Genomic DNA, 12,237 nt, shown 5'->3' with positions numbered 1-12,237 from the left:
AGAAAGGCATTTCAAGCGGCCGGTGTAGGTGTTCGTATGAGCAATCCGCCGACCGAGTTCTACTCGGAGGAACGTTGGCAAAACTGGATCGGTCGAATCAAAGACGAGGAGATCGATCCGGAAGACGAGTCGTCGGCTCGGCTGCTGTTGAATCTGCAGGACGATACGGCGATCGCCATCGCGAAGATCGTCGCGGCCTACGACGACGGCGAACTCGAAGACGAGGAGGCGCTCTCGGAGATCGACGAGGTCCGCGAAATCGTCCTGGGGGAAGTTGACATCGAAGACGAGGAGAAGCTCATTCTGGTCGACGGCGTACAGACGAGCCTCGTCTGCGTCTTCTTCGCGGCCGAGGAGTACGTCGTGGGCGGACCCGCAGAAGACGGAAGCGTCGGCGACTACATCGGCGCTGCAGCCGACGCCGAAGCCGAGGAAGACCTCGACGCGGCACTCGGCTACGCGGCACAGGCCGGGACGCTCATCATCGACGGCGAAGAACTCGACATCGAAGTCGCCGAAGACCTCGAGTACGGACTCGTCACCGAGTGGATCAACGGTCTGGACAGTCTCCAGAGCGCGATGAGCGACCCCGAAGTCGTCGAAGAGGACGAGTAGCCCTCGAGACGCGCGAGTAACCCCCGGCACAAACCAGAACGTTTTCCGTCCGATACGCAGACGGGGTAGATACTTCACCGGACCTGTCATGATACGCTCCTCTCTCCCGGAACCCAGCCGTTCGATCCTTCTAATCGCCGTTCTCTCGTGTGTCGTCGCCGGCGGGCTCCTCGCGTCCACCGACTCGGTCGAGGCGACCGAACCGATCGTCCTCGAGGAGGGCGATGACTTCGTCTACGAGGGACAGGACGTCGAGATCGACGTCGCCGATCGGTTCGACGTCTCCGAGGGCGACGAACTGTACCTCTACGAACTCGACGGTGGCGAGATCGAGACGGTGGCCGAGCGTCCGACAGTCGACGACGACGGGCGAATCTTCCTGGAGACGGGTGAGATCGACGAGGACGGACCGCAGTTCGCGGTCACGCCCGACTCCGGGTTGGACGGCGACGAGCTCGTACTGACGATCGACGAACAGGAGTTCGACGTCGAGTGGGCAAGCGAGACGGTGACGAGCGGAACCAACGCCGTTTCCCTCGAGGTAGACAGCACTCGTGCGGGCGGCTACAACGTGACGATCAGCGCCGACGACTTCGAGTACGAGGAACTCCGTGCGACGTTCGTCCACGAGGGCAGTGACGTCGAGGAGGTGACCGATCCGGCACACCTCCCGCTCGAGGAGCTCGGCTACGACCGGGACGATGGCGACGACGTGACGGATCTTCGGGGCGACGACTACATCACGCTGAACGTGGCCGACTCCGAGGCGTTCAGGGACGACGGCGAGATCGTCGCGAATCTCATGAGTCTGGACGAACGAGAGGGGCTCCCCGACGAGGGCGAGTACGAGTTCGACGTCGTGGTCGCGGACACGGGCGTCGAGGACAGTTCGACCCTCGAGATCGGCGAGACCGCGGCCTCGTTCGACGAGGACATGTACGTCAGGCCGGCCGGCGACCTCCTCGAGATCACCGTCGAACTCGAGGCGGCCGACGAGGCGTGGCTCCAACTCGGCGACGAGAACGTCGGCTTCGTCGACGTGCTGTACGTCGAAGACGACTCCGACAACGACGAGGTGACGTTTACGATGAACACGCGCCTCGCTGGGATCGACCACGGGGAAGTCGACGGACTCAGGCCGGCTGACGCCGATGCGGTCTACTACGCCGAGGACGACGTCGTGGAGAGTCACATTCACCACGAGGACGTCGCCGGCGAGGAGACTCGCGTCTCGGATGCGAGTTTCTACGACGGATCGGAGCTCGAGACGGCCTCCCAGCTGTCGTTTTCGGAGTATCTCGAGCGGCTTGGGACGATCGACGCCGGTCAGGAGCCCACCGAACAGATCGATCGGCCGATCCAGCCCGGAAACTACGATCTCGTGGTCGACAGGGGACAGAACTTCGTCGTCGAGGACGGCGAATCGAGCGCAGACGACACCATCGGCTCGGCGGAGTTAGGGCTGATCCAGCCGTCGGTCGACGACGTCGATACGTGGACCGCCCCGCAAGCGGAGGCAAACGCCGAGGACGACGTCGAAGAGCTACCGGACGAACTATCCGAACGCGACACGGTCGCGATCGGTGATCGCGCAGTCGCCCGGTTCGAGGCGACCGGGATCACCGGGGGGCTGGCGACGATCGACTACGCCGAGAACGGTAACGATATCACGGACGGGACGGAATCGGGATTCTCGGCGAACGTCCTCGCCGAACTCACGAGCGACGAGAGCGACTGGCTCGGCGAGGGCGTCGAGTTCAGCTTCGACGGCCCCGACGTTCCCAATCAGGAGCCCAACGCTGTGGCGCTCGAGGACGCCGCGAACACCGAGGCGTACGTCCTCGCGTCGCCGCCAGAGTCGGACGACGACGACGGCGAACTCTACGTCGTCGTCGACACCGAGGACGGATTCGTCCAGGACGTCGACGACGGGGACGAGTTCACCGTCACCCTTGCGTACGAGGGAAGCGAACACTGGTACCAGTTCGACGGCGAAAGCGGATCGCTCGGCGGTGCGGATGGCGACGCGGACGCCCCCGCCTACCCGTACTTTTCCTCGGAGCGAACGGAGAGCGCCACGACGACCCTTACGTTCGAACGGGCGTCGATCACGTTCGACCGGACGGACGACGGCCTCGTCGCCCTCCCCACGGATTCGGACGGGAACGTGTCGGGAACGACTAACGTCGCACCGGGAACCGAGGCAACGCTCAACGTCCGGAGCGGGCCGCCCGAGGAGGTCGCGTCCGACGGCGACTCGAGCTATCTCGATCGCCAGTCGATAACGATCGAGGAACGCGGCTCGTTCGCGACCAATCCGGGTTTCGACGAGTACGGCTCGTTCGAGGTGAGTCCGGCCGTCGACAGCCGTACTGAGGGGGAACGGGCGTACGTCGAGTTCCGCCTCTGGGGGGAGATCGTCGCCGAGGGAGATGCCGTCTTCGCCGATCTTTCGGACGATCGGCCGGCGTACTTCGAGCCGACGATCGACGTCCCCGCGTCGGTCTCCGCGGGAGACACGTTCGACCTGAACGCGACGATCCGAAACGCGGGCGACGAACACGGCACCCTCGAGGTACGGACGACAGTCGGATCGGCCGTCGAATCGAACGACGAGATCGAACTCGGCCCTGGCCAGAACGAGACGGTAGAAGAGACCGTCGGGGCGACGAACGAAACCGAGGAACTCCTCGTCACGATCAGCACGCAAGACGAGGTCGCTTTCGCGACGGTGGGCGTCGACGACGCCGACGAATCGGCGTCGAACGCGAGCGAGAAACCGGGCGAAGCGAACGAGACCGACGACGAGAACGCGACGACTGGAGTGTTCGACGACGGAACCGACTGGAACGACTCGAGCGACGAGGGAGGGTTCGAAACGGACAACTCCTCGAGCGACGACGAATCGCCCGGGTTCGGGTCGGCCGCCGTAGTGGTTGCTCTCGCCGCGTCGCTGGCCGCGCTGACGGCGCGGCTCGGCGACGGAAGAGCGGAGCGGAACCAGCAGTCCTGATGCCGGAGCCAGCAGAAGTATACGTCGCCACGATCATTCGAGAGTATGATGCGTCGCGGGGGCGACCGGGCCGTTACGGTCCAGATCGGGGCAGTGTTACTGCTCGCGATCCTCTTTTCGGCGTTGGCGCTCTACCAGGTCAACGCGGTCCCCGCGGAGAACGAGGTCGTCGAGATCGAACACAACCAGGAGATTCACGACGAGATGCAGGACCTTCGCAACGCCGTTCGTGCGGTCGGCGCGGGCGGAGGCTCTCAGCCGACCACGGTGACCCTCGGCACCCAGTACCCGACGCGCACGCTCACCGCGAACCCACCGCCACCGGCGGGAACCCTCGAGACGAGCGAAGCCGGGTCGCTCGAGATCGAGAACGCCGAAGTGAGCGAACGCGTCGGTGAGTACGACGAGAGCCAACTCGAGGCGCTCGTCCTCGGAACACACGACACCAGAACCCTGTCCTACGAACCGGGGTACAACGAGTACCGGGGCGCGCCGACGACACGGATCGAACACTCCCTCGCGTTCAACGACTTCGGGGATGCGACTGTCGTCCTGCCGGGGGCCGACCAGCGACTCGTCGACGGCGACTCGATCACGGTCGTCTTACTCGAGGGGAACCTCTCGGCGACGTCGACCGGCTCGGTGACCGTCGATCCCGTCGCCGACGGGCCGACGGATCCGGTTCCGATCGAGTCCGACGGTGGACCGATCACGATCACGCTCCCGACGGAGACCCCCGCGGCGTGGAACGAGACGTTCGCCGACGAGTCGGACGTCACTGTCGACTCCTACGACGAGACGGCGGGAGCGCTCACGATCGAACTCGACGGGGACGAGTACGACCTCCAGGTCTCGAGGGTAGCCGTCGGCGACGGCGATCCGGGAAGCGAGTTCGGCGGGGTCGAGGACAGAGCCCCGTCGACTGGCGGCGACGAAACCCTGCCGGGCCCTCGAGTCAGCCCAACAGTCGACGACGAGGTCGAAAAAGGGGACGACGCGACGGTCACAGTCGAACTCGACAATCGCGGCGATCCGAGTGATCCGGACGACCGCCGCGGCGGCGTTGCGCTCCTCGAAGCCGACTGGGACCTCGAGGGGGAGCCCCAGGGTGAGACGGTCGAGATGACCGATCCGCCCTCCGACGGTTCGCTAAGCGATAGCGTCGAGTTGATCGAGCCGTCGGGCGGCGGAAACGAGATGTCGTACGCCGAGCTCTCGATCGAGGTCGACACCAGCGGACTCGAGGTCGGCGAGACGTACACGGTGTCCGTCGGCGCGGCCGACACGCGTGGCATCGAAGAGGCACGCGCACTCGTGTCGTTCGAGGTCATTGACGACGAGGACGATGGCGACGACGGTGATGATGGGGACAATGGCGATGACGGCAACGGTGACGATGGCGATGACGACAACGGTGACGATGGCGACGACGACAACGGCGACGACGAGGAACCGAGCAATCTGGAAGTCGTCGGTTCGCCGTGGACAACGGGAGACGACCACAGCGAGGTCGTATTCACCGTTCGAAACGTCGGCGAGGAGTCTGCCGAGATAGACGCGATTTCGTTCGATTCGACGTCCTCGAACGCGGAAAACGTCAACAACGCTGGAAGCAACGAGGTGACGTTCTCCGTCGGTGGCTCCCTGAACAAGGGCGGAAACGATCGGATCCCTATCGACGGCGAACCGGCCAGCCTCGACGAGTCCGCGACGCTCGAGCCGGGCGAAATGACCGACGTGACAGCCGAGGAGTTCGAAGCCGACCAGGGGCAGGGCCAGGGTCGCGGTGACCGGATTGATATGCGCGAGCACGATCTGACGCTGACGTTGTACGTCGGCGATGAGAGCCACCAGTTCGAACTCGAGATTCCGAACTGGACTGCCGGCGATGTAACGCTCAGTGACCACTGGCAATCCGATGATATTTACACTACCGGTTCCGTCGACATCGATAATTCGGATATCGAAGCCGACGTTCACGCCGTTGAGGAGATATCAATTACTTCGAGTTGGATTTCAGGACACCTCGAATCGGGCGATTCAGTCGATGTCGACGATTCGGACGTCGGCAGTGATATCCATGCTGTTGGGTCTGTATCACTTTCCACAGCCTGGATTGGTGGGACCCTCGAGTCAGACGAATCAATCGATATGGATGGGTCGGGTGTCGAGGGAGATCTGCGTTCGGCTGGATCCGTCGACATGGACGATTCGGACGTCAACAACAATCTCGAGTCAGGCGGATCGGTCGACATCAACGGTGGAGACGTTGGCGGCGATGTCTACGCAACCGAGGATATTTCGGCTTCGGCCGTGTGGATTGGGGGCGACCTCGAGTCGGATGGGACGATCGAAATTGACGGAGAGGGCGTCGGTGGAGACGTTTGTGCAGTTAATGACGTGACGATCACGGACTCGACTATCGAAGGGAACGCGACAAGCATCTCTGGCGAGGTTACCACGACGGAGAGCTGGGTTGGGGGGACCGAACAGAGCGAAGCCGGAGGAACGTGCTAGTGGCGTTCCAAGCCTGAACTGATGAGCGAAATCGACACCCACCGCATGATTTCGCTCATCAGTCGACGCTTGGGAGGGTACTAGGATCACTTCGATCGTGGCGGGGAATAGGGGTACGTCGAAGGCCCGGTTCAGCGGCCTACAAAGCTTTAACCCCACTCGAGACTTTGTCCCCTACGAGAGGTCATGGATCCGGACGATACCGACGACCACCAGGAGCGTGGAGACGACGGGGAGTACCGGGCACACGACGTAGAGGACATCTTCGAGGGCGACGAGCGAACCACGGCTGACGAGGTCGACCAGCGAATCGTCGATCTGCTCTCGTGGATTCTCGATACGGAGACGCGAGCCAAGATCTACATTCACCTGCTGGCGAACCCCGGCAGCACCTCCGAGGAGGTCGCGAAGGGGACCGGTCTCTACCCGAGTACGGTTCGGGAGGCGCTCGCGGAACTCCACGAAGAAGACCGCGTTACGCGTGAGAAACGTGCAAGCGAGGGTGCCGGAAACAACCCCTACGAGTACACCGCGATCCAGCCGAGTGAACTCGTCGGCGGCGTCGCCGATCAGGTCCAACAGGAGCTCAACACGATCTTCACGCTCGACCGCGTCCTCGAGCGTCGGAGCGAACCCGACCCGGCGTTCGACGACGACGTCGAGCCGGTGACGATCACGGTCGACGACGTCTCTCCCCTCGAGGACGAGTCGTCCGACGCCGATACCGACGAACCGACGGACGACGAAGACGACACGAACGCCGACGGCGACGACCCCGTCTGAGAAGAGCCTCGGGCCACCGGGCCTGGGTTACGCGTCTCCAGTCTCGAGGAGACACCAGCCTCGAGACGGTCGTTCCCGGTCGATCGCTACGGGTACCGTCCGGATATCGTTTTGACACCGACCAACTTTCGACGGAGACAGTCGACCCGATCAGTCCTCGTCTTCGAGCACCAGCGGTTTCGGCCGCTCGAGCGTGAGATCCCGATCGATGGCCGTGACGCTCGCCGTCGGCCAGTTGCCCGATCGGGTCAACACCTCGAGTTCGCCGTCGGCGACGAGGACGGTGTCCTCGCTTTTCGCGCCCTGTACCGTCGGGTTCCAGGCGTACGCCATCGGTTCGACGACTGGCTCGTCGCTGTCTGGGGTTGCGATCCACTCCCGCCCGGCGAAGCCGGCCGCACCGCCCTGGTGGTGATGTTCCCACTCGCCGTCGTAGCCCACGTCGGCGTAGGCGTCCTGGATCGCCCCGAATACGTCAGCCGCAGCGCCACCGGCCTTCGCAACGTCACGGGTCGCCGCCAGCGCCGTCGTCTCGACGCGGGTGGCGGCCTTGTGGCGCTCCTCGAGCCACTCGGGTGGGTCGAACGCGACGGTCCGAGTACAACTCGCGTGGAGTCCCCCGCGCTGTGCCGTCACCGAGATGAGCGCGTAGTCGCCGAGTTCGTCCGCCGTCGGCGTGTAGTGGCGATACTGCTGTGCGCGCTCGGTGCCGCCGACGAGGACGACCGGTGCCTCGATATCGCGTGCCGAGAGCGAAACCAGCAGGGCCGAGGCGACCTCGTGTTCGGTGTCGGAGGAGCGAAGCTGTCGACAGACCGACTCGACTGCGGCGGCGGTATCCTCCCCGAGTTCGCGATAGCGCTCGCGGTCGCGGTCGGTCAGCGGCTGGCGAATCGACGCCATATCGACGTCTTCGAGGCCTGGGACGTCGATGTCCGCCGCCACTCGTTCGTCGGCTCCGACGCGGCCCCCGATCGTCTCGGCGAGTGACGAGGCGTGCCACGGGAACTCCTCGAGCGTGACGTCGACCGACTCGAGGTCGGGGAGTTCCTCGGCGGCGATCCGATCGGCCTCGATGTTGTCGGTCAGGACCGTCACGGTCTCGCCGTCGTAACCAGCGGCGGCGACGCCGGCGTCACCTTCGCGGTCGACGACGTTGTTCCCGCCGGTAAGCCAGGCGAACGAGTTCGGGCGCGCGAACCAGATCGCGTCGAGATCGTGGCGCTCGAGGAACGCCTCGAGGCGCTCGCGTTTGTCCATGCCGGGTGGTCGGGAGGCCGACTCTTGATACTGTCGGACACCAGTCAATGGCAGGCGGTTGCCGGACGAACGCGAGTTCGACGAGACGATTCCAGCGAACTGAGAACGACTCGAGACACCTAAATATGGCAGGTCCTAACCTCGGATCGAACGATCGTGTCGTCAGAACGTCCATCCGGCGGTTCGCGGTTCCGTCAGCTAATCGCTCGAGTCGGCTTCCCGCACCTGCTCGCGACGACGCTCGTGCTGGTCGCCGCGACGATCTTACTCGGCGTCGCGGCGAAGGCGACCGGTTCTGGGCTGGCCTGCGAGGCCAACTGGCCCCAGTGTGACGCCGGCCCGTTCGACCTGTTTCCGGCGAACCTCCCGAGTTTCTACGAGTGGTTCCACCGGTTCGTCGCGATGTTCGCCGGCTTTGCGATCATCGGCTCCGCGCTGGCGGCCTGGCGGAGTCCGAGTATCGATACGCGCGTCGCCGCGCTCGTCGTCCTCGGCATGGTCCTGACGCCGATTCAGGTCGTCCTCGGGCGCGAGACGGTCCTCCAGTACGAGATGACGATCCTCTCGTTGCACTTCTGGACGGCGGTGCTCATCTTCGCGCTGTTCGTCGTCGCGACCGTTCTCGTCTGGGAGTCGTCGCTGACGAGACGTCACCTGCGAGGGGCGCTGGCGCTCGGTGCCGTGTCGTTGCCACTTCACGTCGCGTTGAGTCCGATCGTCGTCACCGACATCACCGAGTACTCGCCGTCCGTCCAGATGGCCCAGTACGGCGTGACGCTCGCGTTGCTCGCCGCAGCAATCGTCGCGGTCATGATCGGTCGGCGACGGCTCTCGAATCGACGGCTACTCGGACTGTTGGCCGGCGTGGTGATGCTCACGTTCGTCGTCGTCTTCCTCGGTCGACGTGCCGTGATGACGCTCAACCCCGTACTCGACGACCTCTATCTCGTGTTCGCCGCGATCCTCATGGTCGCGTTTCTCGCCGGTATCTGGCTCGTCCCGTCCGCCTCGAGTCGGGAGGCGAACGCACTCTCGCGGTAACGACGTCCGCTTTCGATCGCCGAATCTTTCTCCACGTCGCCCGAAGGGGAGCGTATGCGAACGAGCCTGAACGTCCCCGAGGAGATGCTCGCGGAGTTCGACCGAACCTGGCAGGCGGAAGGGCTGGACTCTCGCTCGCGGGCGCTGCGTGAGGCGATCCAGGAGTACGTCGAGTCCCATCACCGACTCGAGCGCGCACGCGGACAGGTCGCGGCGACGGTCGTCTTCGACTACGTCCACGACGAGATTATCGAAGACCTCCACGAGATCCAACACGAGTTTCAAGCCGAGATCGACACCACCTGTCACGTCCACCACGGCGAGTGGTGTCTCGAGACCGTCTTCTGTCACGGCTCGGCCGACCAGATCCGATCGCTCGTCTATCGATTGAAGGACTTCGACGCCGTCGGGCGCGTCTCCGTAACGCTGTTACGAACCGATCCGTAGCCGATCTCTCACGCGCTGTGAATCTCGAGGGGTATATCACCGAGCGAATCGGCCATGTACCGCTGTACTCCAGATCCACTACAAACGCAGGCGAGGAACTGCGGTCGAATCGGACGGTCACGACCGACAAATACCATCGCGACAGTTGCCGTTCTGGCTGCAGAGTGTCCGCCGGGATCGGTCACCGATCCGGAACTCGACGCGCCACTTTCGGTCTCTTCGCCAGCCCGACCACAACCGCGACCGTTATGACCGATGGGATCGTTCCCGGAGCCGTGAAGAACGTCACCGACAGGACGAGCAACCCGTTCGGCCTTCGTCCACCGTTCGATCGAACCGGTCCAGACGAACGCACGGCTGCGTTCGGCTACGGTGACGCCAACGCCGACTTTCACGTTATCGGCGATCATCCCGGCGTTCACGGCGGCAAACGAACCGGCGTTCCCTTTACAGAGACGGACTCTGGACTCGCGATCCAGGACGTCTTCCGCGAGACCGGATTCGTCGACGGCTCAGAACGGGAGCCCGACCTCGAGAACCTGTATTGGAACTACGTTCACATGTGCTGTCTCCCGAACGGCCACGAGCCGACCCAGGCGGAGTACGACGAACTGGAGCGGTTCTTCGACGCCGAACTCCGCGCGATCAACGCCCACATTCTTCTTCCGGTCGGCGAGCGAGCCACCGATCACGTTCTCCGCGAGTATACGACCCAGCGGGGCCGAATCGAACTCGACATGGCCGATCTGCACGCCCGAGAGATCCGCGGGCGAGGATTCATGGTCGTCCCGATCAACGACCCCTCGGCGTGGGAGGCCGGGGATCGGGAGGCGCTTGTCGAGCGCCTCGAGGCGATTCTCGCCAGCGATTACCGCCAGACGAAAGGCGTCGCGACGTTGGTCGGGTAGCGTCCAGCGCCACGACTCGACGGGATCCCGTCACGAGTGGCCGGTACAGTCCCAGAGACGGGACAGTCGAGCCAGAACCGGAACTGAAAGGCGTCTCAGCGGTTGAAGTGTTTTCTGACGGTCGCCCGGAGCGGCAATCCGAGCGCGCCAACGACGGGCAAAACGACGAACGCGACCAGTTCGATCGGAAGCGTCGCATAGCCGGCCGCCGAGACGACGAAGCCGGCCGCTGGGGCGAGGACCGGGAGGACGTACAGATACGACGGCGTCCACCCCGGTCCGCGTCTCGTGTGATAGACGACGACGCTGAACAGAAACGGCATGAGGATCGCACCCGCCAGCAGTGGACCGCCGATCAGCCCCGTCGAAACGACGAGCGCGGCGGAGACGAGTATCGTCTCGTCCATCGATATAGGCGCCCAGAGACGCTCCCGACGGATCGGACGCGTCAGAACGACCGCCACGGTGGCGGCCACGACGACCCCGGCGAGCACGAGATACCACTGTGGAGACGCGAGCATCGGTGTGACGGGCTCGACCGTCGTGACGAACGAAAGCGGCGTCTCGAGGCCGTACCGATCGCTCGAGAGGACCGTCCACAGGCCGCCGGCACTCGCGCCAACGGCGGCGAGTTCGTCGCGGAGGCTCCCGACGGCCGATTCGTTCGTCAGAGCGTACTGTCCGAGCCCGATCGCGTAGACGAGCACCGAGAGCCAGATCAGCGGGAGCGCGAAGTTCTGGCGGCGCCACCAGCGAACGACGGGGTTCCTGCCGGCCGCAGGCGAGGCATCGACGCTCGCACCGGCAGTGTCCCGGCTCGAGTGAGACGCCGCTCCTCGACTGGTCGCGTCCCCGCCCGGTCGGTGGCCCTTCGCCGTCCCTCCGTCCGTCGAACTGACGCTTCGTCCCGACGACGCTGTCCCACCGGTTTCTGCCGTCTTCGCCCCGCCAGCCCTGGCTGTACGTGTTCCGGTGTCGGTCGACGCGGTTCCGTCCGTGTTGGTTGTCCCCGACTCTCCGTGCCTGGTGGAACTCGTTCTACCTGTGTTGGTCGTATCCGTCCGTTCAGTTCCGTCCGTCTTCGTCGTCGTACCGTCGTCGGCTCCGGACCTGCCGACCGATTCGGTCCCCCGCGAGTCGAACCGCGACCGGGTCGTTCGACTCGAGTCGGACGGTTCGTCGGCCTCCGTTTCTCGGTCGCCACCTCTTCTCTCGCTTCCGTTCTCTCCGCTCCCGTTGGACGCCCCTCCGTCATCGTCGGCCGCCTTGGGTTCGTCGTCGGTCGACGAGTCGGAATCCGTATCCGCCCAGACGTCGGGCGAGGGAATCCCGCTCGTTCGTTTCGCGACGTACGTCTCGTGTCCCAATCGGTCGTAGGCTCGCCGTTCGACCGGATCACCGAGAACGTCGTTTGCCTTCTTGACCGCGGTGAACTGCGACCGGGCCCGGTCGTCGTCGTTGACGTCCGGGTGGTAGATCCTGACCTTCTCGCGATAGGCCTCTTTGACCTCCTCGGCGGAGGCGTCGGGAGGAATCTCGAGAAGATCGTAAAAGTCTGCTGTCATGACGGATCGGGAACCTTGGTCTGCTCCTGAATTACAAGCGGAGGGTTATAATTTCGATGTTCTGTCGGACGACGTCCACGAGGGAGTG

At 64.3% G+C, this 12,237-nt stretch carries 9 protein-coding genes; 7 read left to right on the top strand and 2 right to left on the bottom strand.

Features of this window, described 5'->3' with window-relative positions; translation table 11 throughout:
* Positions 1-36: 36 nt before the first annotated feature.
* The 4 genes from FYC77_RS05410 (at position 37) to FYC77_RS05395 (ending at position 6,928) form a co-directional block, all read left to right on the top strand.
* The gene (locus FYC77_RS05410; RefSeq protein ID WP_149080484.1) at positions 37-615 is read left to right on the top strand and encodes a DUF2150 family protein; all 579 of its coding nucleotides are present in this window, start codon (positions 37-39) and stop codon (positions 613-615) included.
* An 88-nt stretch (positions 616-703) separates the two neighbouring features.
* On the top strand, positions 704-3,628 hold the full coding sequence (locus FYC77_RS05405; protein WP_149080483.1) for a DUF7827 domain-containing protein: 2,925 nt from the start codon (positions 704-706) through the stop codon (positions 3,626-3,628).
* A 45-nt stretch (positions 3,629-3,673) separates the two neighbouring features.
* Positions 3,674-6,145 carry a hypothetical protein gene (locus FYC77_RS05400; protein WP_149080482.1) on the top strand — a complete coding sequence of 824 codons (2,472 nt, stop codon included), beginning with the start codon at positions 3,674-3,676 and terminating at the stop codon, positions 6,143-6,145.
* A 186-nt stretch (positions 6,146-6,331) separates the two neighbouring features.
* Positions 6,332-6,928, top strand: coding sequence for a helix-turn-helix domain-containing protein (locus FYC77_RS05395; RefSeq protein ID WP_149080481.1), 597 nt, complete (start codon positions 6,332-6,334; stop codon positions 6,926-6,928).
* Positions 6,929-7,078: 150 nt separating this feature from the next.
* On the opposite strand, the gene FYC77_RS05390 is transcribed toward FYC77_RS05395, so the two are convergent.
* Entirely contained in the window at positions 7,079-8,188 is a 1,110-nt protein-coding gene (locus tag FYC77_RS05390) for a M24 family metallopeptidase (RefSeq protein WP_149080480.1), read from the bottom strand.
* A 156-nt stretch (positions 8,189-8,344) separates the two neighbouring features.
* On the opposite strand from FYC77_RS05390, the gene FYC77_RS05385 reads away from it, so the two are divergent.
* The 3 genes from FYC77_RS05385 to FYC77_RS05375 all read left to right on the top strand — a co-directional run bounded on the left by FYC77_RS05385 (position 8,345) and on the right by FYC77_RS05375 (position 10,584).
* On the top strand, positions 8,345-9,229 hold the full coding sequence (locus FYC77_RS05385) for a COX15/CtaA family protein (RefSeq protein ID WP_149080479.1): 885 nt from the start codon (positions 8,345-8,347) through the stop codon (positions 9,227-9,229).
* Between the two features lie 54 nt (positions 9,230-9,283).
* A complete protein-coding gene (locus tag FYC77_RS05380) occupies positions 9,284-9,676 on the top strand; it encodes a CopG family ribbon-helix-helix protein (RefSeq protein WP_149080478.1) in 393 nt (130 codons plus the stop codon).
* A 275-nt stretch (positions 9,677-9,951) separates the two neighbouring features.
* A complete protein-coding gene (locus FYC77_RS05375) occupies positions 9,952-10,584 on the top strand; it encodes a uracil-DNA glycosylase family protein (RefSeq protein ID WP_149080477.1) in 633 nt (210 codons plus the stop codon).
* A gap of 95 nt (positions 10,585-10,679) precedes the next feature.
* Here FYC77_RS05375 and FYC77_RS05370 read toward each other — a convergent pair whose 3' ends face one another.
* Positions 10,680-12,149, bottom strand: a complete 1,470-nt coding sequence (locus FYC77_RS05370; RefSeq protein WP_149080476.1) for a J domain-containing protein — start codon at positions 12,147-12,149, stop codon at positions 10,680-10,682.
* Positions 12,150-12,237: the final 88 nt, after the last annotated feature.

Source organism: Natrialba swarupiae, from assembly GCF_008245225.1.
Lineage (GTDB): Archaea > Halobacteriota > Halobacteria > Halobacteriales > Natrialbaceae > Natrarchaeobius > Natrarchaeobius swarupiae.
The sequence above is the reverse complement of the archived record's forward strand: the minus strand, read 5'-3'. Positions and strand labels throughout refer to the sequence as shown.

Excerpts from the sequence above, each read along its gene's own strand:
- FYC77_RS05390 (WP_149080480.1), bottom strand. The coding sequence starts at position 8,188 with ATGGACAAACGCGAGCGCCTCGAGGCGTTCCTCGAGCGCCACGATCTC.
- FYC77_RS05405 (WP_149080483.1), top strand. The coding sequence starts at position 704 with ATGATACGCTCCTCTCTCCCGGAACCCAGCCGTTCGATCCTTCTAATC.
- FYC77_RS05380 (WP_149080478.1), top strand. The coding sequence starts at position 9,284 with ATGCGAACGAGCCTGAACGTCCCCGAGGAGATGCTCGCGGAGTTCGAC.
- FYC77_RS05370 (WP_149080476.1), bottom strand. The coding sequence starts at position 12,149 with ATGACAGCAGACTTTTACGATCTTCTCGAGATTCCTCCCGACGCCTCC.
- FYC77_RS05410 (WP_149080484.1), top strand. The coding sequence starts at position 37 with ATGAGCAATCCGCCGACCGAGTTCTACTCGGAGGAACGTTGGCAAAAC.
- FYC77_RS05395 (WP_149080481.1), top strand. The coding sequence starts at position 6,332 with ATGGATCCGGACGATACCGACGACCACCAGGAGCGTGGAGACGACGGG.
- FYC77_RS05400 (WP_149080482.1), top strand. The coding sequence starts at position 3,674 with ATGATGCGTCGCGGGGGCGACCGGGCCGTTACGGTCCAGATCGGGGCA.